Below are 23,419 nucleotides of genomic sequence, written 5' to 3' on the forward strand. Positions count from 1 at the left end.
TGGACAATTCTGAAGATGAAAAAATTTAAAAAATAGCTATAAATTAATTTCTGAAAGCCGTTTTTGATTCATAAAAACTATTGAATTTAAATTCTTAATAGATAAGAATAATCGTGACAATTATTGCTTTTTTTGTTATTTCGAGGAATGAGAAACTAGACAAAGATCAAAAAACTGAAACTTGAAACTTGAAACTTGAAACTTTTTCAAAAATGCAAAACCTTCCAAAAAATAAAAAAATAATCCTTTTCGATGGAGTTTGCAATTTATGCGATGGAGCAGTTCAATTTATTATCAAGCACGATAAAAAAGATATTTTTCGTTTTGTGGCTTTGCAATCAGAATTAGGAAAAGACATTTGCAATTATATAGGTGTAGACCAAAATAAAATTGACAGTATTATTTTGTACAATCCTGGAGTTGCCTATTACTATAAATCATCAGCAGTTTTAGAAATAGCTGATGAGCTTGGAGGAATTTATAATTTAATTTTAATCTCTAGAATTTTTCCTGAAAAACTTCGAAATTATATTTACGATTATATTGCTAAAAACCGTTACAAATGGTATGGTAAAAAAGAGAGTTGCATGATACCAACTCCTGAATTGAAGGCTAAGTTTCTTTAGATACCAGCTATCAATCTTTACTATTAGAGAAGTTGTGATTTCTCCTCCGTCGAAATCACACTAGAAATTCCTCATAATAATTTCCCAATCTTTGTCGAGTTCCGAGTGTGATTTCTCCTTCGTCGAAATGACAAACTAGACACAGTATAAAAAATAAAAATCCCAAATTCACTATAATTGGAATTTGGGATTTTCTATTTGCAATTTATCAGAAAAATTATCTAATTAATTTTCTGTATTTCAAACGTTTTGGAGTTAAATCTCCACCTAAACGTTTCTTTTTGTTTTCTTCATATTCAGAGAAACCACCTTCAAAATAGTAAACTTCAGAATCCCCTTCAAAAGCTAAAATGTGCGTACAAATTCTATCTAAGAACCATCTGTCGTGCGAAATAATTACAGCGCAACCTGCAAAATTTTCTAAACCTTCTTCTAACGCACGAAGTGTATTTACATCCAAATCATTCGTTGGCTCATCCAATAAAAGTACGTTTCCTTCTTCTTTCAATGTCATTGCCAAGTGCAGACGGTTACGTTCTCCACCAGATAACATTGATACTTTTTTATTCTGCTCACCGCCACCAAAATTGAAACGAGATAAATAAGCTCTTGAATTAACCTGCTTTCCTCCCATCATTATTAATTCCTGACCATCAGCAAAATTTTCCCAAATCGATTTATTTGGATCAATATTAGAGTGTGACTGATCTACATAAGCAATTTTCACAGTTTCACCAACTGAAAATTCTCCACTATCTGTTTTTTGTTCTCCCATAATCATTTTGAAAATGGTCGATTTACCAGCACCATTTGGCCCGATAATTCCAACAATTCCGGCTTGTGGCAAAGTAAAGTTCAAATTATCGTATAATAATTTATCACCAAAAGCTTTTGCTACATTTTTTGCTTCAATAACATTCGTACCTAAACGTGGACCATTTGGAATATAAATTTCCAAGTTTTCATCCAATTGTTTTTGGTCTTCATTCAATAATTTATCGTAATTCTGCAAACGCGCTTTTTGTTTTGTCTGGCGTCCTTTAGCACCTTGGCGAACCCAGTCCAACTCACGTTCTAAAGTTTTTCTGCGTTTAGAAGCCACTTTTTCTTCCTGAGCCATACGGTTTGATTTTTGATCTAACCAAGAAGAATAATTCCCTTTCCATGGAATTCCTTCTCCTCTATCCAGCTCTAAAATCCAGCCAGCAACATTATCCAAGAAATATCTATCGTGCGTTACCGCAATAACAGTTCCAGCATATTGCGCCAAGTGCTGCTCTAACCAAAGTACAGATTCAGCATCAAGGTGGTTGGTAGGCTCATCAAGTAACAATACATCAGGCTGTTGCAATAACAAACGACATAAAGCTACACGGCGGCGCTCACCTCCAGAAAGGTTTTTGATAGGCGTATCACCTTCCGGCGTACGCAGCGCATCCATTGCAATTTCTAATTTTGTATCGATTTCCCAAGCACCAAGAGCATCAATTTTGTCTTGTAAAGCTGCCTGGCGATCCATCAATTTATCCATTTTATCCTGATCTTCGTAGTATTCAGGAAGACCGAATAAATCATTAATTTGGTTGTATTCTTCTAAAACTGCCATAGTTTCTGCAGCTCCTTCACGAACAATTTCGATAACTGTTTTTGAATCATCAAGAATTGGCTCTTGCTCTAAATAACCAACAGTATAACCAGGTTGAAAAACAACATCACCTTGATAGTTTTTATCAACTCCTGCAATAATTTTTAATAGAGAAGATTTTCCAGAACCATTAAGACCTAAAATACCAATTTTAGCTCCATAAAAGAAACTCAAATAAATGTTTTTAAGTACCGGTTTGTCTGCTCCCTGATAGGTTTTGCTCAATTTCTGCATTGAGAAAATTACTTTCTTATCGTCTGACATTTTTTATATTTTATTTTTAATTATTTATTCTCTTAAATTTGATATTGCAATTGATTTTAGCAATTGAAAAAAGTTAAACTCTACCTTTTAGTGCATTAAAAACCCAAGCATTAGCAAAAAAGCCAACCCCCACAGCTACAAATCCCCAGCCAGAAACATCCCTGTATCTAAAAGCACCAAGTCCTATAAGCAACAATCCCATAAGTATCATTATAAAAGTAGCCCATCCTAAAACGGTATTTTTATTCATTCCCATAATTGTGTAATTATTATTTTTAAGTAGTAAAATTTTTAGAAAGGCAAATATCGTGAATTTTCACGGCTTAATTAAATATTTTATAAAGCATTTCTTTTAACAAATCTGACTGTGGCAAAGCATTGGCTCCAACTCCCTTGCTTTTAACATCTACATCACGTAAAGCACCCACAATCTGACTTACTTTTCGCATTGGATAATTTTTGATAGCTAAATCATATTCCTTTAGAAAATAAGGATTTACACCAATCGCGGCCGCTACATTTTTAGGATTTTTATCTTTAAGTCCGTGGTATTTTAAAAGCTGTACAAAAAACCCAAATACAAGTCCTGTTGTCATTACAAGTGGATATTCTTTAGGATTGTGGGCAAAATTTTCAGCAATTTTATATGCTTTCATTTGGTTGCGTTCTCCAATTGCTTTTCGAAGTTCGAATACATTATAATCTTTACTAAAACCAATATTTTCTTCAATATGTTGCGGTGTAATCATGGTACCTTGCGGTAAAATAATTTGCAATTTTTCGAGTTCGTTATTTATCTTACTTAAATCAGTTCCTAAAAACTCAACCAGCATAGCATTTGCCTTTGGATCAATTGTATATTTTTTTCCAGCCAAAACACGCTTTATCCAATCTCCGACTTGATTTTCATATAATTTTTTACTTTCATAAACGATTCCATTTTGAGCAAGAAGCTTGGTAACTTTTTTACGTTTATCAAGTGTTTTATATTTGTAGCAAAAAACCAAAACAGTAGTTTCCATCGGATTATTGACATACGATTCTATTTTATCAATAGTTCTCGACAAATCTTGTGCTTCTTTTACAATAACAACTTGGCGATCAGCCATCATAGGATAGCGTTTGGCTGTTGACACAATATCTTCTACCGAAACATCTCTGCCGTACAATACCGTCTGATTAAATCCTTTTTCTTCTTCAGATAGTACATTCTGTTCAATATACTCTGACAATTTATCTATGTAATAAGGTTCTTCCCCCATTAAAAAATAAATTGGTTTTATATTGCCGGCCTTGATATCATTAACAATCTTTACAACTTCGTCCATTCAATATTTTTTGTTTCAAGTTCAAAGTTTCAGGTTTTCCGTTCAATAACTTGAAACTTTCAACCTGAAACCTGAAACTATTTTATATTTTTGTTTTATGTTAAAACTAAATTTCCCTACTTATACTTTCCGATTCAAAAATAGCGAAAATAAAGTGTCTATTTTTGATGAAATTAGGAAAAAATTTATCATTCTTACTCCAGAAGAATGGGTTCGTCAACATGTTGTTCGTTTTTTAATTTACGAAAAAAAATACCCGAAATCTCTCATAAATGTAGAGAAGGTTTTAACAGTCAACGGATTACGAAAAAGATATGATGTTGTTGTATTTAACTCTGATGGTTCTATACATATATTAGTAGAATGCAAAGCCCCAGAAGTTAAAATTTCACAGGCAACTTTTGATCAAATTGCACGTTATAACATGACAATGCAGGCACGATTTTTGAATGTCACAAACGGACTGAGTCATTTTTACTGTCAGATGGATTTTGAAAATGAAAAATATCAGTTTCTGAAAGGCTTGCCAGATTATAACGAATAAAATAATATTAAAATAAATAAAATTACTTTTGGATAAAATAGCAGTAGTCATTTTAAATTGGAACGGGGTAAAATTATTAGAGCAATTTTTACCATCAGTTATTCAATTTTCTGAAGAAGCCTCTATATATGTTGCAGATAATGCTTCAACAGACGATTCAATCAATTTCGTCAAACAAAATTTCCCAACTATAAAAATAATTCAGAATAGCGGTAATCACGGGTTTGCAAAAGGTTATAACGATGCCTTAAAACATGTTGACGCCGAAATTTATGCTTTAGTTAATTCTGATATTGAAGTTACTGCAAATTGGCTAAAACCTATAATTGAAACTTTTGATGCAGAAAAACAGACCGCTATTATCCAGCCTAAAATTCTAGATTTTAAAAATAAAGAATATTTTGAATATGCTGGTGCGGCAGGCGGATTTATTGATAAATATGGTTATCCATATTGCCGTGGCCGAATTTTTGAAACTATTGAAAAAGATAATGGTCAATATGATGATCATTGCGAATTATTTTGGGCTTCAGGTGCTTGTTTTTTCATCAGAAAAGAAGTCTATGATGAATTGAAAGGTTTTGATGAAAGCTTCTTTGCACACCAAGAAGAAATTGATTTGTGCTGGCGTGCCTCAAATGAAGGTCATATTATCAGATATAATTCAGCATCAGTAGTTTATCACGTTGGCGGTGCAACACTGCAACAAGGAAATCCTAGAAAAACTTTTTTAAATTTCAGGAATTCATTATTAATGCTTGTTAAAAATCTGCCTAAAAAAAGATTATTTTTTGTAATTTTCTTCCGAATGATTTTAGACGGAATTGCTGCTATCCGTTTTCTTATACAAGGAAAATTCAGTCATACTTTTGCTATTTTAAAGGCGCATTTTTCATTTTATTGCATATCTTTAAAATATCTACGAGAAAGAAAAGATTTTCAAATACAGCAATACTATACCGTAAAAAGTATCGTTTTCCTATATTATATAAAGAAACTGACCGTATTTAAAGAAATCTTTAACAGTTATCAAAATATTAAAAACTAAATTTGTAATCAACGTTTAATTAAATATAATACCTATGAGAAAAATAGTTATCGCACTATCAGTATTAATGGCCTTAACTTCGTGTGTATCGAAAAAGCAATACGCAGCATTAGAAGCTAAGAACAAAGAAATCCAAGATTTATTAAACTCTTGCACAGTTAAATTAAATTCTTGTCTAGAAGAAAAAGCAGGATTAGCAGCAACAGCTGAAAGTTATAAAGCACATAATCAAGACTTAATTAATAGCTCTAAGGATTTAACTGTATTAACTACAAAAGGTGCTGAAAACCTTGAAAAATCATTAGAAAGCTTAAAAGAAAAAGATTTAAAAATATCTAGACTACAAGATGCACTTACTAAAAAAGACAGTGTAACACTAGCATTGGTTACAAGTTTAAAAGGAGCAGTTGGAATCAACGATCCAGATATCGAAATCAATGTTGAAAAAGGAGTTGTATTCATCTCTATCGCTGATAAATTATTATTCAAAAGCGGAAGCTATGAAGTAAGCGATAAAGCAAAATCTGTTTTGGCTAAAGTTGCAAAAGTTGTAAATGACAAACCTGATTTTGAATGTATGGTTGAAGGTCATACTGATGATGTACCTTACAAAAGCAATGGAGTCTTGTTAGACAACTGGGATTTAAGTGTTAAACGTTCTACTTCTATCGTTCGTGTTTTAACAAATGATCTTGGAGTTAATCCAGCTAAATTAATTGCTGCAGGTAGAAGTTCATATGTACCTTTAGTTGCAAATGATTCTCCAGACAACAAAGCTCGTAACAGAAGAACTCGTATTGTTGTTATGCCTAAAATTGATCAATTCTATGATATGATTGAAAAAGAAATGAAAAAACAAGCAAAATAATCTCGTTTTTACATATCTATAAAACAGAAAAAGCAGGTCTAATGACCTGCTTTTATGTATCCTTAATTCTTTTAATAACCAATTAAATATAAATCAAGAATAGCATTATTTTTAATCAACTAACTAAATTTTAACTAATATTAAAGTTAGCTATTTATTTTAAATAATTATACTATTTCAGTATTTTTTTACAAAATATCAATATCGCCTTTACCTTCTCTCACAATTACTGGTTCATTTTCAGATAAATCTATAATTGTAGAACCTACGTTATCTCCATAACCTCCATCAATAACAAGATCTACAAGGTTTTGCCATTTCTCAAAAATCAGTTCTGGATCTGTAGTATATTCGATTACATCATCTTCATCCCGAATCGAAGTCGAAACGATCGGGTTTCCTAACTGACGAACAATTTCTAAAACAATATTATTATCTGGAACACGAATTCCGACTGTGGTTTTCTTTTTAAATTCTTTTGGCAAATTATTATTTCCCGGTAAAATAAAAGTGTACGGTCCTGGCAAAGCTCTTTTCAAAATTTTGAAAGTAGCAGTATCAATCTGTCTTACATAGTCCGAAAGATTACTTAAATCATGGCAAATAAAGGAGAAATTCGCTTTCTCTAGTTTTACACCTTTAATTTTAGCTATTTTTTCTAAAGCACGTGAATTGGTGATATCACAGCCTAAACCGTAAACGGTGTCAGTTGGATAAATTACTAAACCTCCATTTTGAAGCACTTTTACAACTTTTGCAATTGCAGCTTCACTAGGTTTATCTGGATATATTTTTATGAACTCAGCCATTTTTCTTTTACGTTTTAATTTGTTTCAGGTTTCAGGTTTCGGGTTTCAGTTCTAAACTTGAAACCTGAAACCTGAAACTTTTTTAACCTATTACATCCAACTTAGCAAATCGAAGCAACAATTTCTTAATTCCTCCCACTTCAAATTTAATTTCGGCTTTTTTATCAGCTCCAACTCCTTCTAAATTAACAACTTCTCCTTTTCCAAAACGTTCGTGCATGACAACGTTTCCAACCGTTAATTTGCTGTCAAATAAATTTGAAGCACTGCTATTTGGATTATTTCCTGCAACTGGTTTTAATTTACGAATATTTAAATCAGGTTTAGGTTCATTATCAGTAATATATTTAGGCGGAGTTCCTCCTACTGGCTTCGCTAAACGCAATTTTGATTTGTCGACATCACCAAAAATATCCCCATCAATCATTGGTTTAAAACGATAATTGCTTTCTGCTGGCGTTAAATATTCTAGGTATTGCCCATCAATTTCTTCAATAAAACGTGATGGTTCACTGTCTGTTAATTTCCCCCAACGGTATCGCGACTGTGCATACGTTAAATAGGCCTGATGCTCCGCACGTGTTAAAGCTACATAAAACAAACGACGTTCTTCTTCCAATTCGCTTCGGGTGCTCATACTCATCGCACTCGGAAACAAATCTTCTTCCATTCCAACCACAAAAACATGAGGGAACTCCAGTCCTTTTGCTAAGTGAATTGTCATTAGCGCCACACGATCTTCATCAGAAGTATCTTTATCTAAATCCGTTGCCAGTGCTACATCTTCCATAAATTCAGATAAAGCTCCTCTTGCACCGTCAATTTCTTTTTGCCCTTCAGTAAAATCTTTTATACCGTTTAAAAGCTCTTCTATATTCTGAATTTTGGCCATTCCTTCTGGAGTAGCATCTTTCTTCAATTCCTGAACCAATCCGGTTTTTTTCGCAACATAATCTGTAATGTAAAAAGCATCCTGGTTTTGATTAATAACTTGAAAACTCTGTATCATGGTCACAAAATCATTCAGTTTTTGTTTGGTTCCAGAATTCAATTTCAAGTCGATTTTATCAATATTCACCATTACTTCCCAAATAGAACGTTTGTAATGATTGGCAGCAATGGTAAGTTTTTCAACAGTTGTATCCCCAATTCCACGTGCGGGATAATTGATCACACGAATCAAAGCTTCTTCATCTTTAGGGTTAATTACCAAACGTAAATAACACAACACATCTTTAATTTCTTTACGTTGGTAGAAAGATAATCCACCATAAATTCGATACGGTATATCGCGTTTTCTCAACGCATCTTCCATTGCACGCGACTGTGCGTTAGTACGATATAAAATTGCAAACGAACCATTATGCAATTGGTTCATCATTTTTTGTTCAAAAATTGTACTCGCAACAAAACGTCCTTCTTCGGCATCTGTCAAACTGCGGTGCACTTTTATCTTTGGTCCAAAATCATTTGCTGTCCAAACAATTTTATCAAGCTTGGTTTTATTATGATCAATAATTGTATTTGCCGCTTCTACGATATTTCGAGTCGAGCGGTAATTTTGTTCTAATCGAAACATTTTAACTCCTTCGTAATCCTTTTGGAAATTCAAAATATTATTGATATTCGCACCACGAAAAGCATAAATACTCTGCGCATCATCACCAACCACACAAATATTCTGAAATTTATCTGACAAAGCTCTAACAATCAAATACTGAGAGTGATTTGTATCTTGGTACTCATCAACCAAAATATAACGGAATCGGTTTTGATACTTTGCTAAAACTTCCGGAAAACGAGTCAGCAATTCATTGGTTTTCAACAATAAATCGTCAAAATCCATAGCTCCTGCCTTAAAGCAGCGTTCTACATATTGCTGATAAATATCGCCCAATCTCGGTCTTTTTGCCATTGCATCAGCTTCGACCAATTCTGGATTATTAAAATAGGCTTTCACAGTAATCAAACTATTTTTATAGCTCGAAATTCGGCCTAAGATCTGTTTTGGTTTATAAATATCGCGATCCAGCTGCATTTCCTTTATAATAGAAGAAATTAACCTAGCTGAATCCTGAGAGTCATAAATAGTAAAATTAGAAGGATACCCTAAATGATCCGATTCTGAACGCAGAATACGAGCAAAAATCGAGTGAAAAGTTCCCATCCAAAGATTTTTTGCTTCAGTGGCTCCCACAATATCCGAAATTCTATGCTTCATTTCACGAGCTGCCTTGTTCGTAAATGTTAGCGATAAAATGTTGAAAGCATCAACGCCTTGCGCCATCAAATAAGCAATCCTGATAGTCAAAACTCGAGTTTTTCCTGAACCCGCACCAGCAATAATAATCATTGGCCCATCTTTTTGTAGAACGGGTTCACGTTGTGCTTCATTCAGCTGGTCAATATATTTACGCATGAAATTTTTCTCCTTTTATGCAAAAATAAGAATTATACATTTAATAAGCTACTAAGTTTCTAAGGTTCTGAGTTGCTAAGATTTTTCTTTTTTGATGAAGCCAAACAACAGGCATTTTATTGAGCATGGTTTCCCGCTTTCGGCTATATCTCTTCATTTCATTACGAGGATACCGCCTCTATCGGGGCTAGTAAACAAATAATTTTTGCAAAGTTTCTGAGATACTGATTTTTTTTAAATATTACTCCATTTTAGAAGGTTTAAAAATATCTTAGAACCTTCAATTCTACTTAAAAAACACATCATAAGCAAATCGAATCAGTGTTCCGATTACCACAACCAAAAAGAAAATTCGAATAAAACCATTTCCTTTATTGATCGCTAATTTTGCGCCAAGCCAGCCTCCCAGTCCGTTGCTTACTGCCATCGGAATTGCGATTGCCCAAATTATTTTTCCTTTAATCATAAAAAGGCAAATCGAACCAAAATTCGTTGCCAGATTTACCATTTTCGCATTTGCAGAAGCGTGCAAAAAATCAAATCCTAAAAGTGCAATAAAAGCAACTACAAAAAAACTACCGGTTCCGGGACCAATAAATCCGTCATAAAAACCAACAATAATACTGATGACAACAGCATAAATTATCTGTTTGGCAGGCGAATGATCTTTAGCAACATGCTGACCAAAGTTTTTCTTTGCGTAGGTATAAATAAACAATAATGACAAAACAACAAGTAAAAGCGGTTTCATAAAATCATTGCTTACCATTGTTAAAATAGTAGAACCCAAAAATGCAGATGGAACTGCTAAGCACATCATAATCAAAAGCAATTTCCATTGAATTACTACTTTTTTCAAATATTGAAAAGCAGCAAAAGCTGTTCCGGTAAAAGCTGGAATTTTTAAGCTCCCAATAACTGTTGAAACTGGTAAATTAGGCAACAAAATTAATCCCATTGGAGTCTGGATCAAGCCTCCGCCACCAACAATTGCATCAATAAATCCTGCAGCAAAAGCTGCTAAACAAAGTAAAATTATAATATATGATTCCATTAAAATTGGGTTTCTGGAGATTTTGACAACTCCGTACAAAAGTAGCCTTCCATTTTATTTATTACAATAAAATTTAAAGTGGATTTCTCATCAAAAAGTATATTTTTGTTGAAAAATTGAACCAAATGGATTTTACAAGAATTATAGAATTAGCAAGTTATACTTTACCAGCCATCGTTACTGGATTTGTAGCGTACAGTTTTTTTGAATTGCACATTAAAAACAATGATAAGAAACGTACTTTTTTATTGAGCAGAGAATATCAGAAACAATCTTTGCCAATACGTTTACAGGCTTATGAACGTATGACTTTATATTTAGAGCGAATTAATTTGACTAAATTATTAATTAGAATTTCGCCTATTTCACCTGAAAAGCACGATTATGAAAACTTTGTAATCGACCAAATTGAACAGGAATTTGAACACAATTTAACACAGCAAATTTATATGTCTGATGAATGCTGGACAATCATTACAACGGCTAAAAACTCAACCATACAAATCATACGCAAAGCCGCAATGAGCGATCGCGTAGACAGCGCTGATAAATTGCGTGAAAAGATTTTAAACGATTTATTAGAGAAGCAGTCGCCAAGTAATGCTGCATTAGGATATATCAAGAATGAAGTTTCAGAATTGTGGTAAATACTGCCTTTAGATTTTATTCAAAATAGTTTGAGTCCAATTTTCATCTGTTTCAGAAATCACAATTGTTCTAAATCCATATTTTTGACCTTCTAATTCAACTCCTAAGGAATCATCAATATGAATATCAATATTAAACATTGGAGGAAATTTTGAACAACAAAAATTTTCTTTTTTGATTTTACTTAGGTGTTTCTGTTGATTTATAATATAATCAACAGAAACACCATAAGAATAAAACATACATTTTATTCTTAATTTACTTCTGTACGATGTAGTGTAAATATAAATTTGATGCTTTTGACTCTTTAATTCTTTAAATAAATTGACTGTTCCTTCTCTTATATTTTCAATTCCAAAAAGCTTTTGAAATAAATTTGACCTTTCTAATCTAAATTTATTTTTAGCAATTAAAGTATCATCTAAATCAAAAGATATTTTCATTACAAATCTAAAATTTATCTATTATCACTCATAACTTCAGACTTATTCTGAGCATATTCATAACCTTGTTCCCACCATTCTTTCATTACTTCTTTATTAAAAATGAGTGCGTTGTCGGTAAGTTTTGTGGGAGTATAATATAAGTTAAGTTTTACATTCTTATTGTTTGCCATAAGTTTTCCTATAGCAATATCGTGTTTTTCGACTTGATCTAGTGCAATTCGGAACAAATCGATCATTAGCGAAAATGGATTTTTGCCAATTACCATTTTGTCCATATTCACTTCAGTTTCTAATATAATAACATCTATTTCTGTGGCACCGCGATTGATTGCTTCACGAATAGGAACCAAACTTGAAAACCCGCCATCACCGTATTCAAAATTGTCTTTTTCGACCAAACTCATAAAAGGAACGTAATTACTCGAAATCCAAGACCAATCACAAAATTCTTCGTACGTACAATCTTTTACCGATTTATATTCTGATTCATTTTTGGTAAAATTGGTTACTGTAATGACAACATCATTATTTAGTTTTTTCAATTTATTAAAATCTGAAAGCGAAAAATTATTCTTGATATATTTCTTCAATCCCTTGCTTTCTCCAAAAGTTCTTTTTCCTTTAAAAAACTGACGTATTACATTGAAGTGATTAATGGTTACAATATCAACACCGTCTTTGTTTTTAACCACAAACGGACAAATATTAAAAATACTTGCCATGGTAACATTGGTATAAACAGAGTGGATTTTTTTGATATGACCCAGGGCCAAATGCGGAATAAGCAAACTTCCTGTCGAAGTTCCTAAAAACAAATCGTATTCGTGATTTTTTTCTTCAATTAGATACTGCGCCACGCCACCGGCAAATGCTCCCTTACTTCCTCCACCAGAAATAACCAATGCTCTCATATTTATTGTAGGTTTTTGTTTTTGGATTTTTTAAAAGAAAAAAGATCTAAGAAGCAATATTAAATATTTTCTCTGATGTTAATCTTTAATCTTGCTTGTTTCTTAATCTTTTACTCTTTTAATAATCGATTCAATTGAAACTGTTCATCGGGGTTCAAATTAGGCAAAATTCTTTCAAACGAAGCACGCATTTCAGGATTTTTTAATAAAAGTCTGATTGTATCTCTTCCAAACTTCGAAAATTGCCACATGTGATGCGTAGTTGAATTGACTAAATTACTGAGAACCTGATCGTTAATAATCTTAAAAGAAATTAATTTTTCAAGAGCATTTTGTCTGGTTGGAGCTTCATATTTAGTAGAAGAAAATGCAATCAATTCTGAAATTAATGCCTCGGGATTATTACTGTAATCTGATGTTGACAAAGCTAAAGAAAGCCACATTGTACGCAGATTATAGTCATTAAAACCAATCCAGTTTTTAGATTTATCAAGATATTCAGTACGATGTTCTGGGAAGTTTTTCCAAAGCCAATATAAAGCTATTTCTTGTGTTTGATACGATTTGTCATCGAGCAAAGTTTCGTAATTCATTCTAAAATCTTCTGGAATTTTAGTTAGAGAACTTGCAACTGACTGACGAACCTGAACATTTTTTGATTGCAGAGCTATAAGTAAAAGTGCTTTTTTAGCATCATACTTTTCATTTTCAAGCTGATCAACAACAGCCTCTTTTACAGTATGATAAACATCTGATTCTAATGTTTTCTTCAAGAAATCTTCTTTTTCTGCTAAAGGCGTTTTTTTAAATTTATCTACTTCTAAACGAACTTGAACTGCTTTATTTTTGCTTAATAATGCATTTGCTGTCGGCGTATCAAAAGCGGTAGATTCCAGCCAGGTTTTCTGAAACTGAACTAAATCAAAATTAGAAACTTTTTTGATTTCATCGAAGAAATTTTCAGTGTTTACAGATTGATACGCATATTTTTTTAAATAACTTTTTATTGCTTTTTTAAAGGCTTTATCACCAATTGATTCATGCAGTACAAACAGTGCCCAAGCACCTTTTTCGTAAAAAGTCAATGAGCTTGCTTTTGCATTCAAAACCGGATTAGGATCTGTTCTAGAAGCAAATTTTATTTGTTGTGCCGTATCGTATAGTTTTGCATAAAAAAAATCGTCTCCAAAAATAGCTCTTTCTGCCAACGCAGCATAATACGTTGCAAAACCTTCCTGAAGCCAATGATGTGTACTGTTTTCGGCGGTAATTAAATCTCCAAACCAATGATGCGCTAATTCATGCGCGTCGACATTGGTATAATTACGATCTTCAAAACCAATAGAATCAACTACATAACGTGTTGCTAAAAGTGTTGAAGTTGTATTTTCCATTCCGGCATATAAAAAATCCCGAACCGGAATTTGTCTGTAGATTTTCCACGGATAATTTATGCCAATTTCTTTTTCTAAAAAGTCAAAAATTCGTTTTGAATAGCGGTAAGTGGGTTCAAAACGATTTGCATCTTTATTTTCTAAATAATATTCTAGGGGAATTTTAGATTTTGCCGTCCATTCTTTTTTATCGTATTTCCCTATCGCAAGCATTAATAAGTACGAGCTCATTGGTTTTTCCATTTCATATTGCCAATGAAATACATTTTCGTTTTCTTTCTTTTCTTTTAGAATTCCATTTGAAACTACTTGATATTGTTTATCATATGAAATTCCTAAATTAAAAATTAGTTTTTCATTCACATCATCAAAACTCGGAAACCAATTGCTGGTATATCTTCCCTGCCCCTGCGTCCAGATTTGCACTTCAGAATTTTCAATATCAACAAAATACAAAGCCTGTTTAGGCTTAACAGCATATTCAAAAGTTAAATGATTCTCTCCTTTTATAAAATTAGAAATGATCTGCAATTGTTTGCCGGTATTTATAAAAACAACATTTTTGTCATTGATCTGAACTTTAGAAAACTCCATATTTTTAGCATCAAGTTTAATAGTATCAATAGGTTTTAAAATTTCAAATTGATAATCGACAGATCCAGAAACCGATTTTTCTTTTGCATTTAACGACAGTTGTCCAGAAACCGATTTAAAATCAACAAATTGGGTTTGCTGTGCAAAAATGAAAGTTGTGAATAATAAAAAGATGTATTTCATTGAAATAAATTTTGAAGGCAAAAATTCAAAGTTACAAAGGTTTGACAAACAAATCGAATGAAATTTGTAAGTTTACAACAGAAAATTAAAACCACGTGCCAACACCAAAAAAAGCCTTATTTAACTGGAGCAGCGGAAAAGATTCAGCTCTCGCTTTGTACAAAACACTGCAAAATCCTGATTATAAAATTGAATATTTAGTAACGAGTGTCAACCAGCAGTTCCAGCGAATTTCGATGCACGGCGTTCGTGTTGAATTGTTAGAAGCGCAGGCGAAAAGTATTGGCTTGCCATTAAAAATCATGCAGATTCCGGAAATGCCCACTATGGAAGTGTACGAAGATGTTATGTTCCAAACTTTGTCTAAACTAAAAAAAGAAGGAATTATACATTCTATTTTTGGTGATATTTTTTTAGAAGATCTGCGAAAATACCGTGAAGATCAATTAGCAAAATTAGGTTTTGAAGGTGTTTTTCCGATCTGGAAAATCCCAACAAAAGAGTTGATTCAAGAATTTCTCTCGTTAGGATTTAAAACGATTGTCGTTTGCGTCAACGAACGTTATTTAGACAAAAGTTTTGTTGGCCGAATTATCGATCAGGATTTTATAAATGATTTACCCGAAAATGTTGATGTTTGTGGTGAAAATGGCGAATTTCATACTTTTACTTTTGACGGACCAATCTTTTCTAAACCAATAAATTTTGAAATTGGTGAAATCGTTTACCGCAAATACGAACGATCTAAAACGGATGATTCATCAGATAAAGCTTGCGACACAAGTGCCAGTGATGCTTTTGATTTTGGATTTTGGTATTGTGATTTAGTAACTAAATAAAAAAGTTTGCAACTAATTTCAACTAATTGATTTGTGAAAATTGATTTAATTCGTGGAAAAAAAATTACTCAGAATACATCGCTAACAAATTTGTAACTGTATTCCAATTGCGCATTGTTACTATAACGTTTAGTTTTTTCTCAATGTATTTACCTTCTAATCTAGTTTTTCCGGCTCCAACAGCATATTTAATAAAAATTCTGTTTCCGTCGATACTCGCTTCATCGGGTTTAAACTGACTGATTTTCAAATCATTTATATTTTCGCTTTTCAACGCAGTAGATACAAAAGCAACATATAATTTTTTAGTATCAATGTCTTTTTCTATTAAGTAAGGATTATTTTTAAAGCACAATTCTAAATCTTCTTTCGTAATCACAATCGTTGGAACTTCATGTCCAAAAACCTTAAAAATTTCCTGTTTAATCATAAAACCTACTTTTGAGGCATCTTCTTCGCTATCAACAAAAACATTCCCAGATTGCAAATAGGTTCTCACATTCTGAAAACCAATATTTTCTAACATTGTTTTCAAAGCTTCCATTTTCATCATATTGTGACCAGAAACGTTGATGCCGCGTAAAAGTGCTAAATGTGTTTTCATACTTAAGGTTTAAAGCAAAAAAAGTATTCAAAAATTGAATACTTTATGATTTAGCAAACTTACGTTTTTTATTTTGCTTTTTTATATTTCCCATAACGATCGCACATACCGGCATTATCGTTTAAATGTCCAAATTTATCTAAAGTTAAACTTTCTATCAATCCTCCTGTACAGCTCGAAATTATAGTACTTTGCTGTGTATATGTCAAAACAAAAACTGTAGTATTTCCATCTTTATTCACCTCAAAAGTCCCTGATGCATTTGTAGTTGTATCATAATAATTTAGCGTTTTTGTAAACGTATTATCTTTATTAAATTGATATGAAACCTGACTTGGATTTGGATCATCATTATATTTTGCCTCGACAAACTGGATCCATTTTCCATAATAATCCGTTCCAATAGGATCTGTTTCTGTTTCATTGCTTGAACACGAAACAATACTAAATAATAGTATTAAAAGAACTCCAATTTTTTTCATCTGTTATGTTTTTAAGGTTTTATCTATTTATACAGATGCTAATTTTGTTAAATGGTTGCTTTTATAATTAATAAAATAAAAAGACTCTGCCTTTTAAGCAGAGTCTTGAAATAATTTTTACAATTATCTATACCTATTATAATACAGTAGCAATTTTAGATTTTAACGGAATATTACTCGAATTCAATCCAGGTTTTTGCCCGTGCATATCAAAAGCAAGTTTTACTTGTGGTCCAAAAAACAAACAATGCGTTGATCCTCCAAAATGAAACATTCCTAATTGATCCCCTTTTTTTACATGCTGTCCCTCATAAACCGTAATATCGCAAGAAGAAACTTCGGCCATACCAACTGGCATAAAACACATTAGACCTATTTTCGGATTATCAGCTTCTATAAAAATCAAAGCTCTTGTGGCAAGCTCTGTAATATATCCTTGTGAATCATTTGGTCCTGCATCGTCATAACCTTCAGAAATGGCTTCAGCATAATAAGTCCCATCAATGGTATAGGCTTTCACAATAGTCCCACTTACCGGACTATGCCAGCGATGATAACTCAGTGCGCTTAAAAAAGCTTGATAAATAGTTCCTCCAATAAATTTTGATGTGAAAGAATCACCAGCCAGCATATGCTCAACAGAATATGGCTGTGCTTTTATCCAAAATTTGTCTCTTGCATTTACCTTTTCTGCAATTCTGTACGGAGCAGATTCGCAGGCATTTGTAATAATACTATCATCGTTTGGACTTGCCAAAGGTCGTTGTCCTGGTCTGAATTCGCGCGTAAAAAAATTATCCCAAGATGTAAATCCATGATATTCCAGCTCTGGCTGGCAGATAAATTCTTTATCAAAATTTGGCATAGCATCCATCGCATCTTTCCCGAACCATCCTTTTCTTGGGTCTTTGCTTAATACTACACAAGAATCAGCAGATTTCAAGAAAATTCCCCATTCGTTTAATATCTTTTTAAATTGTTCATTTACTTTTTTATTTAAAAATGCTGCATATCCCGCTTCCGTTCCCATTGACCAGTCTAGAATTGCATTTATAGGAAAACCAACAACACCGGTTTTATTAAACTCTGGTGCATTTGTCATAATAGTATTAAACAACTGCAGCATATGATGATAATCTCTAACTTGCTTATGGCCGCTTGGATCTTTCTTATATTTTTTCGGAACCTGACTGAACATCAAATTAAAAAACATAAAAGCTTCTGGATCATTTTCGATAAATGCTTTAAAATCTGCAATTACAGGTAATAAATCTTTCGGATTTTTGTCTGTTTCGTCAATTAAATCATTCATCCAGTTTTGAAGAATTTTTTTGTCTGACGGAAGCCAGCTTCCAACTCTAAAAGGGGTTTCAATTGAATTTTGCGGTTTTGTTTCCGTAAATTGGGTTGTTTCCATAATAATTAAGTGTTTAATTAGATTTAAGTGTTTTTGGTGGTAATATTGAAAAGAGGAACTTATTTTTAAGGTAAAAATCTTATAAATCAAAGATACTAATATGTAGGATAAGTACGATTTAAAAACATCAATATCTTTTAAAATCAGGTATTTATACGTATACAAACAAATTCCATTTTAAGCACTAAAAAATATTTTTAATACTTGCCTAACATTCAAAAAGAATATGACGCTTTTAAATTTCCTAATTAAAATCTATCTTCGCTTTTTAAAGAGAATACAGCTAAGAATATAGAATAAAATATGCTCTATTTTCATTACTCTGGTCTGAGAAGTCTAAAATCTAAAGATCTAACAATCTAAATTAATGTCTAATAATCTTCTAGAAACTCCAATCGAATACTTAAAAGGCGTTGGTCCAAGTCGTGGCCAGCTGCTTCGCAAGGAATTGGGAATTCATAAATACGGAGATTTAGTAAATTTTTTTCCGAACAGATATATTGACAGAACGCGTTATTATAAAATAAACGAACTCCAGAATACAGGAACAGAAGTTCAGATTATTGGAAAAATAATCAATATTAAAACCGTTGAATTTGCCAAAAACAAAAAGCGTTTAGTTGCGGCTTTCGTGGATGAGACAGGGCAAATTGATCTGAATTGGTTTCAAGGCCATAAATGGATTCGAGAAAGTTTGAAATTAAATGAACCGATGGTTATTTTCGGGAAATGTTCTTTGTATGGAAGCCAGTTTAGTATGGCGCATCCTGAAATTGAGTTGCTGAGCGAGCACGAAAAAAGTCTTCGTTCTGCTATGCAGCCAGTTTATCCTTCTACAGAAACCTTAACTAATCGAGGCATTTCAAATCGGACAATCAATAAATTAATGGAACAATTGTTTATTGAAACTCAAGCTTTGTTTACTGAAACTTTTCCTCCTTATTTAATTGAGGAATTAAAACTGATTTCAAAGAAAGCGGCTTTATTCAATATACATTTCCCAAAAAGCACTGATGCTTTGGCGAAAGCCCAATTCCGATTAAAATTTGAAGAATTATTCTTTATTCAGCTGCAATTAATTACCAAAAATCTAATTCGAAAACATAAAATAAAAGGTCATCCGTTTACAAAAGTGGGTGAATTTTTTAATGAATTTTATCAAAATCATTTGCCTTTTAATTTGACCAATGCACAAAAAAGAGTAATAAAAGAAATTCGTTCAGACATGGGAAGCAATGCCCAAATGAACCGATTATTACAAGGAGATGTAGGTTCTGGAAAAACTATTGTTGCCTTTATGAGCATGCTTTTGGCAATTGATAACGGTTTTCAAGCGTGTTTGATGGCACCAACTGAAATTCTGGCCAATCAGCATTTTATTGGTTTATCTGAATTAGCTCAAACTTTAAACATCAACATTAAAATATTAACCGGTTCAACCAAAACAGCTGCACGAAAAATTCTTCACGAAGAACTGGAAAATGGCAGTCTGCATATTTTAATTGGAACTCACGCTTTATTAGAAGATAAAGTTAAATTTAAGAATCTTGGATTGGCTGTGATTGATGAACAGCATCGTTTTGGCGTAGAACAGCGCTCAAAATTGTGGAAGAAAAACGAAATTCCGCCACACGTTTTAGTCATGACCGCTACTCCTATTCCGAGAACTTTGGCGATGAGTTTGTATGGCGATTTAGATATTTCTGTAATTGATGAATTGCCTCCAGGCCGAAAGCCAATTCAGACTGTTCATAGATTTGACAGTAATCGCTTGAAAGTCTGGAAATTTTTGCGCGATGAAATTGCCAAAGGAAGACAGATTTATATCGTATATCCGTTAATTCAGGAGTCTGAAAAAATGGATTTTAAAGATTTAATGGACGGTTACGAAAGCATTTCGCGCGATTTTCCGTTACCACAATATTCTATTTCAATTTTGCATGGAAAAATGAAACCGGCTGACAAAGATGCCGAAATGAAACGCTTTTCTGAAGGAAAAACCAATATTATGGTAGCCACAACTGTAATTGAAGTAGGTGTAAATGTACCGAATGCCAGTGTAATGATTATTGAAAGTGCAGAACGTTTTGGGTTATCACAGCTCCATCAGTTGCGCGGACGCGTTGGTCGTGGCGCAGAACAAAGTTATTGTATTTTAATGACGAGCCATAAATTAAGTTCTGACAGCAAAACCAGAATGGATACAATGGTGCAAACAAATGACGGTTTTGAAATTGCAGAAGTTGATCTTAAACTTCGCGGTCCTGGAGACTTAATGGGAACACAGCAAAGCGGTGTACTAAATCTTCAAATTGCCGATATTGTTCGCGATCGAGATATTTTGGGCCTAGCCAGAAATTACGCCATGAAAATATTAAAAGAAGATGCTCCGCTTGCAAAACCTGAACATGCTGTACTTAAAGCTGTTTTTATTGAATTGACTAAGAAGAAGAATATTTGGAATTATATTTCTTAGTAAGGTTCAAAGAGGCAAAGGTTCATAGGTGCAAAGAAACCTGAAACCTGAAACCTGAAACCTGAAACCTGAAACCTGAAACTTGAAACTTGAAACCTGAAACAAAAAAATATACTTCACTGCATCACATAGTTTGTTATTAACTCTAAAATATTCATTTACTATTGTAAACTTGATTTTGATTTGTTGGGGTGCAAATTTTAAATTTTGAATATTCTACCGGATACAGTGAAGCATTATTAAGTTACTTTTTTGGAGGGTCTTTCTTTTCAAAAAGTCCGTTGAATAAACCTTTGCTTATTTTATTTTTATCATCTTTTCCAGTTGCTATTAGATGATCAATATATTCCATGTATGTTTTTTTTCGCTCTTCTAAAAAACCAACTAAATATTCTTCAGACGCTAGCATACCACTGGCTTCCTCTATGTGCAAAAGTTTTTTATACAACGGCTCAATAAATTTTACAATTATATCCTCTGGAACAGATTTTCGTGTTCCAAAATAACCAACGATTTCTCCATCAGAATCGGCAATAATCTTAAAATCGGTAATTACCCAATAATATCTGCCCGTTTTAGACATGTTCTTGATGATGGCATGAATATTTTTACTCGATTTAATACTATCCCACAAGAATTTAAAAATCACTTTTGGCATATCAGGATGACGTATTATGTTATGTGGCTGACCAATAAGCTCAAATTCATCATATCCAGAAACATCAATAAAATCTTCATTGGCGTATAAAATAGTTCCTTTTGTGTCTGTTTTGCTGAGTAATACTTTATTCTTATTCCAATCAACCTCTCTGTCTGATGGAGTCGGGCGGGTAATTCTGCTATCCATAATTTTGTATTTAAAATTGATATGTAATTACAATTCTGCTTGTACTTTTAAATTTTATAAAGTATTATTCTAATTAATTCTGCTTTTAATTTGTACCTCTGTTACTGGTTGATTTAAAGTGAATATCATTAACTAAATCATCAATTTTTTTGGCACTTTCTCTCATCATTTCTAAATAACTTAAAAGCTTATCATTGTCTGTATGCCCTTTAGAAACATCAATTAGTTTTAATACAGAGTTTACAGGCATTTTTAAATCTAAAGTTGTTCTGTGAATAAAATCATTGTACTCTTTTGTAGCTGACATCGAGCTGTATTTTGCCGAAGCCAATTTCATATTTTCCAATTCATATTCATCAGAAATTTTAGAAATATGATTCTGACTGTGTTCTTTAAAATAGTATGCCCAATACCCATTCATAAAAAATACAACTGCTGCAAGAATAACGTGAATCAGAAAAGTTTCTAAATCAAAATTAACCTGCGAAAAATAAATTTGTGGTCCGTTCGCATCATTGTAAACAAAATTTTGCAAGTAAGCCAAACCTCCGTGGTGCAAGACTACCAAAAGCGTAAGCGGAATTTGAAGCTTCCAGTTCTGATAAATAATTAAGATCGTACTGGCGATAAATACGGTAAAGTGCATTTCGAACAAACCATGCATCTGATAAATATACTGTGCCATAAAAACAGCCAAAACTACAGAAAGAACATACTGATAAAATTTGGAGTTTTTGAGAAAAAATTTAGCTGAATAATAAGCAAGCAAATTTAAAGTTCCTACTCCTGCTCCAATTTCCCAAGTGTCATATTTAAAAGACAATGCGATTCCGAGAAGAAAATAGGCAGCAAGAACATAATTAATAATAGTATCTGATTTTTGTGTCATTGTAGACATAAAATTGTGCAGGTAATCCTGTTCATTTAAACTAGCTTTTGTTTTCATAAATTTTAGGTAATTAGTTAGGGATAGATTTATTTAGTGCATTTTGGTAGCGAACATCCATAAGCTCTGAGAGCTAAAGCATCAAATGAAGGGGCATTTGTTTTACTTAATAAAGAATCGATGGCTTGTTCTGCATAATTGCTTTTAGCATCGGTACAATATCTTGTTTTATTATAGTTGCCTCGATAGTATAAATTTTGAGAAGCATCAACAAGAACAGCTTGAGGCGTTGAATAAACACCACAGTTTCGCGCTATACCTTCATCAAAATAAACAGGAATTTTGGCATCAAATTTTTCTTGGATTTCTTGAATTGTAAAGCTCTTTTCTTTGTTTAGCACTACAATTTTAAAGTTAATTCGATCACCGTATTTTTTAATCAATCCGCTTACATGAGGAATATTAAAGCGGGAACAAGGGCAATCTGGATTAAAAAAGTGAATAAAAATAGGTCTCTGATCAGTTGCACAGCATTTTAAATCAATTTTACTTCCCATGGCTATCTCACGGTAATTTTGTGGAACTGGTGTAGGCAAACTATATTTAAATTCGTTTTGCCAAAACAAAGTAGAAACAGCTACAATTAATAAGGCAAACCATAGCACTAAAAGTAACTTTTTTACCATAAACAGCAGAGATTTAATTTTAAAAATATAAACAGTTGTTAATTATTTTATTTTACAAAGTATAAAATTTAACTAAAAACAAATAAAAATACTACATTAATCAACGCTTTCATGTTTTAAACGTTAATTTTCCGACAAAAAGAAATCTGTTTTGTTTAACGTTATCAATGTTACAAATAAAATCGATAAACTGCAAAATAAATAAGACAAAATACAATAAAAAAAATAAAAATAGGTTTTTCCTTACTTTAAAAATGAGTAATTATACCTTTTTTATAAGTAAAAACTTATTTAAATTTAGTTTTTATAAATAATTTACCACATTTACTTATAACTTTAAATTACATAAGATCATTAAAAATTTATTTTTTTTACCTCTGCATTAAACCATTGTAAACAAA

At 32.4% G+C, this 23,419-nt stretch carries 22 protein-coding genes; 7 read left to right on the forward strand and 15 right to left on the reverse strand.

The features are described from left to right. The first annotated feature begins 212 nt into the window (after window positions 1-212). Window positions 213-626: a thiol-disulfide oxidoreductase DCC family protein gene (locus tag IR010_RS00995; protein ID WP_194600812.1), complete on the forward strand. Its 414-nt coding sequence runs from the start codon at window positions 213-215 to the stop codon at window positions 624-626. A gap of 217 nt (window positions 627-843) precedes the next feature. On the opposite strand, the gene ettA is transcribed toward IR010_RS00995, so the two are convergent. From ettA to holA, 3 genes are all read right to left on the reverse strand, one after another. Further along, window positions 844-2,535: an energy-dependent translational throttle protein EttA gene (ettA, locus tag IR010_RS01000; RefSeq protein ID WP_194566184.1), complete on the reverse strand. Its 1,692-nt coding sequence runs from the start codon at window positions 2,533-2,535 to the stop codon at window positions 844-846. 73 nt (window positions 2,536-2,608) lie between these two features. Then, window positions 2,609-2,791, reverse strand: coding sequence for a CAL67264 family membrane protein (locus IR010_RS01005; RefSeq protein WP_035666747.1), 183 nt, complete (start codon window positions 2,789-2,791; stop codon window positions 2,609-2,611). A 67-nt stretch (window positions 2,792-2,858) separates the two neighbouring features. After that, a complete protein-coding gene (gene holA, locus IR010_RS01010; RefSeq protein WP_194566186.1) occupies window positions 2,859-3,863 on the reverse strand; it encodes a DNA polymerase III subunit delta in 1,005 nt (334 codons plus the stop codon). A 97-nt stretch (window positions 3,864-3,960) separates the two neighbouring features. Between holA and IR010_RS01015 the strand changes: the two genes are divergently transcribed. The 3 genes from IR010_RS01015 to IR010_RS01025 are packed head-to-tail and all read left to right on the forward strand — an operon-like array spanning window position 3,961 to window position 6,323. Beyond that, a complete protein-coding gene (locus IR010_RS01015) occupies window positions 3,961-4,407 on the forward strand; it encodes a type I restriction enzyme HsdR N-terminal domain-containing protein (RefSeq protein WP_194600814.1) in 447 nt (148 codons plus the stop codon). Between the two features lie 28 nt (window positions 4,408-4,435). Further along, window positions 4,436-5,455, forward strand: coding sequence for a glycosyltransferase family 2 protein (locus IR010_RS01020; RefSeq protein ID WP_194600816.1), 1,020 nt, complete (start codon window positions 4,436-4,438; stop codon window positions 5,453-5,455). Between the two features lie 34 nt (window positions 5,456-5,489). Further along, window positions 5,490-6,323, forward strand: coding sequence for a flagellar motor protein MotB (locus IR010_RS01025; RefSeq protein WP_029270145.1), 834 nt, complete (start codon window positions 5,490-5,492; stop codon window positions 6,321-6,323). A 188-nt stretch (window positions 6,324-6,511) separates the two neighbouring features. Here the strand turns inward: IR010_RS01025 and IR010_RS01030 are convergent, their stop codons facing one another. The 3 genes from IR010_RS01030 to IR010_RS01040 form a co-directional block, all read right to left on the reverse strand. Beyond that, window positions 6,512-7,132, reverse strand: a complete 621-nt coding sequence (locus IR010_RS01030; protein WP_029270143.1) for an L-threonylcarbamoyladenylate synthase — start codon at window positions 7,130-7,132, stop codon at window positions 6,512-6,514. Window positions 7,133-7,214: 82 nt separating this feature from the next. Then, on the reverse strand, window positions 7,215-9,551 hold the full coding sequence (locus IR010_RS01035) for an ATP-dependent helicase (protein ID WP_029270141.1): 2,337 nt from the start codon (window positions 9,549-9,551) through the stop codon (window positions 7,215-7,217). 286 nt (window positions 9,552-9,837) lie between these two features. Next, window positions 9,838-10,605: a sulfite exporter TauE/SafE family protein gene (locus tag IR010_RS01040; RefSeq protein WP_194600818.1), complete on the reverse strand. Its 768-nt coding sequence runs from the start codon at window positions 10,603-10,605 to the stop codon at window positions 9,838-9,840. A 125-nt stretch (window positions 10,606-10,730) separates the two neighbouring features. Here IR010_RS01040 and IR010_RS01045 point away from each other — a divergent pair, with 125 nt between their 5' ends. Continuing rightward, window positions 10,731-11,252: a hypothetical protein gene (locus IR010_RS01045; protein WP_029270139.1), complete on the forward strand. Its 522-nt coding sequence runs from the start codon at window positions 10,731-10,733 to the stop codon at window positions 11,250-11,252. A gap of 9 nt (window positions 11,253-11,261) precedes the next feature. Here the strand turns inward: IR010_RS01045 and IR010_RS01050 are convergent, their stop codons facing one another. The 3 genes from IR010_RS01050 to IR010_RS01060 form a co-directional block, all read right to left on the reverse strand. Further along, complete coding sequence (locus IR010_RS01050) at window positions 11,262-11,696, reverse strand: HAD family hydrolase (RefSeq protein WP_194600820.1); 435 nt, start codon at window positions 11,694-11,696, stop codon at window positions 11,262-11,264. A gap of 14 nt (window positions 11,697-11,710) precedes the next feature. Further along, window positions 11,711-12,610 (reverse strand): patatin family protein, encoded by a 900-nt coding sequence (locus tag IR010_RS01055; protein WP_029270135.1) that lies wholly within the window; start codon window positions 12,608-12,610, stop codon window positions 11,711-11,713. A 110-nt stretch (window positions 12,611-12,720) separates the two neighbouring features. Next, window positions 12,721-14,781, reverse strand: coding sequence for a M1 family metallopeptidase (locus IR010_RS01060; protein WP_194566190.1), 2,061 nt, complete (start codon window positions 14,779-14,781; stop codon window positions 12,721-12,723). Window positions 14,782-14,876: 95 nt separating this feature from the next. Here IR010_RS01060 and IR010_RS01065 point away from each other — a divergent pair, with 95 nt between their 5' ends. Beyond that, complete coding sequence (locus IR010_RS01065) at window positions 14,877-15,620, forward strand: diphthine--ammonia ligase (RefSeq protein WP_194566191.1); 744 nt, start codon at window positions 14,877-14,879, stop codon at window positions 15,618-15,620. Between the two features lie 64 nt (window positions 15,621-15,684). Here IR010_RS01065 and IR010_RS01070 read toward each other — a convergent pair whose 3' ends face one another. From IR010_RS01070 to IR010_RS01080, 3 genes are all read right to left on the reverse strand, one after another. Next, window positions 15,685-16,224 carry a DUF1697 domain-containing protein gene (locus IR010_RS01070; protein ID WP_194566193.1) on the reverse strand — a complete coding sequence of 180 codons (540 nt, stop codon included), beginning with the start codon at window positions 16,222-16,224 and terminating at the stop codon, window positions 15,685-15,687. Between the two features lie 68 nt (window positions 16,225-16,292). Beyond that, a complete protein-coding gene (locus IR010_RS01075; RefSeq protein WP_194566195.1) occupies window positions 16,293-16,706 on the reverse strand; it encodes a hypothetical protein in 414 nt (137 codons plus the stop codon). A gap of 136 nt (window positions 16,707-16,842) precedes the next feature. After that, the gene (locus IR010_RS01080; RefSeq protein ID WP_194566197.1) at window positions 16,843-18,123 is read right to left on the reverse strand and encodes a phosphatidylserine decarboxylase family protein; all 1,281 of its coding nucleotides are present in this window, start codon (window positions 18,121-18,123) and stop codon (window positions 16,843-16,845) included. 367 nt (window positions 18,124-18,490) lie between these two features. On the opposite strand from IR010_RS01080, the gene recG reads away from it, so the two are divergent. Further along, window positions 18,491-20,599, forward strand: coding sequence for an ATP-dependent DNA helicase RecG (gene recG / locus IR010_RS01085; protein ID WP_194600822.1), 2,109 nt, complete (start codon window positions 18,491-18,493; stop codon window positions 20,597-20,599). Window positions 20,600-20,843: 244 nt separating this feature from the next. On the opposite strand, the gene IR010_RS01090 is transcribed toward recG, so the two are convergent. From IR010_RS01090 to IR010_RS01100, 3 genes are all read right to left on the reverse strand, one after another. Beyond that, a complete protein-coding gene (locus tag IR010_RS01090) occupies window positions 20,844-21,446 on the reverse strand; it encodes a PAS domain-containing protein (protein ID WP_029270120.1) in 603 nt (200 codons plus the stop codon). 85 nt (window positions 21,447-21,531) lie between these two features. Next, window positions 21,532-22,392, reverse strand: a complete 861-nt coding sequence (locus IR010_RS01095) for a hypothetical protein (protein ID WP_029270118.1) — start codon at window positions 22,390-22,392, stop codon at window positions 21,532-21,534. Between the two features lie 29 nt (window positions 22,393-22,421). Then, window positions 22,422-23,018 carry a TlpA family protein disulfide reductase gene (locus IR010_RS01100; protein ID WP_194566201.1) on the reverse strand — a complete coding sequence of 199 codons (597 nt, stop codon included), beginning with the start codon at window positions 23,016-23,018 and terminating at the stop codon, window positions 22,422-22,424. Window positions 23,019-23,419: the final 401 nt, after the last annotated feature.

This window comes from Flavobacterium sp. MR2016-29, assembly GCF_015350695.1.
In the GTDB taxonomy this organism is placed as follows: Bacteria; Bacteroidota; Bacteroidia; order Flavobacteriales; family Flavobacteriaceae; genus Flavobacterium.

Bases quoted from the DNA above. Each gene is read 5' to 3' on its own strand.
- IR010_RS00995 (WP_194600812.1), top strand. From the start codon at position 213: ATGCAAAACCTTCCAAAAAATAAAAAAATAATCCTTTTCGATGGAGTT.
- ettA (WP_194566184.1), bottom strand. From the start codon at position 2,535: ATGTCAGACGATAAGAAAGTAATTTTCTCAATGCAGAAATTGAGCAAA.
- IR010_RS01005 (WP_035666747.1), bottom strand. From the start codon at position 2,791: ATGGGAATGAATAAAAATACCGTTTTAGGATGGGCTACTTTTATAATG.
- holA (WP_194566186.1), bottom strand. From the start codon at position 3,863: ATGGACGAAGTTGTAAAGATTGTTAATGATATCAAGGCCGGCAATATA.
- IR010_RS01015 (WP_194600814.1), top strand. From the start codon at position 3,961: ATGTTAAAACTAAATTTCCCTACTTATACTTTCCGATTCAAAAATAGC.
- IR010_RS01025 (WP_029270145.1), top strand. From the start codon at position 5,490: ATGAGAAAAATAGTTATCGCACTATCAGTATTAATGGCCTTAACTTCG.
- IR010_RS01030 (WP_029270143.1), bottom strand. From the start codon at position 7,132: ATGGCTGAGTTCATAAAAATATATCCAGATAAACCTAGTGAAGCTGCA.
- IR010_RS01035 (WP_029270141.1), bottom strand. From the start codon at position 9,551: ATGCGTAAATATATTGACCAGCTGAATGAAGCACAACGTGAACCCGTT.
- IR010_RS01040 (WP_194600818.1), bottom strand. From the start codon at position 10,605: ATGGAATCATATATTATAATTTTACTTTGTTTAGCAGCTTTTGCTGCA.
- IR010_RS01045 (WP_029270139.1), top strand. From the start codon at position 10,731: ATGGATTTTACAAGAATTATAGAATTAGCAAGTTATACTTTACCAGCC.
- IR010_RS01050 (WP_194600820.1), bottom strand. From the start codon at position 11,696: ATGAAAATATCTTTTGATTTAGATGATACTTTAATTGCTAAAAATAAA.
- IR010_RS01055 (WP_029270135.1), bottom strand. From the start codon at position 12,610: ATGAGAGCATTGGTTATTTCTGGTGGAGGAAGTAAGGGAGCATTTGCC.
- IR010_RS01060 (WP_194566190.1), bottom strand. From the start codon at position 14,781: ATGAAATACATCTTTTTATTATTCACAACTTTCATTTTTGCACAGCAA.
- IR010_RS01070 (WP_194566193.1), bottom strand. From the start codon at position 16,224: ATGAAAACACATTTAGCACTTTTACGCGGCATCAACGTTTCTGGTCAC.
- IR010_RS01075 (WP_194566195.1), bottom strand. From the start codon at position 16,706: ATGAAAAAAATTGGAGTTCTTTTAATACTATTATTTAGTATTGTTTCG.
- IR010_RS01080 (WP_194566197.1), bottom strand. From the start codon at position 18,123: ATGGAAACAACCCAATTTACGGAAACAAAACCGCAAAATTCAATTGAA.
- recG (WP_194600822.1), top strand. From the start codon at position 18,491: ATGTCTAATAATCTTCTAGAAACTCCAATCGAATACTTAAAAGGCGTT.
- IR010_RS01090 (WP_029270120.1), bottom strand. From the start codon at position 21,446: ATGGATAGCAGAATTACCCGCCCGACTCCATCAGACAGAGAGGTTGAT.
- IR010_RS01095 (WP_029270118.1), bottom strand. From the start codon at position 22,392: ATGAAAACAAAAGCTAGTTTAAATGAACAGGATTACCTGCACAATTTT.
- IR010_RS01100 (WP_194566201.1), bottom strand. From the start codon at position 23,018: ATGGTAAAAAAGTTACTTTTAGTGCTATGGTTTGCCTTATTAATTGTA.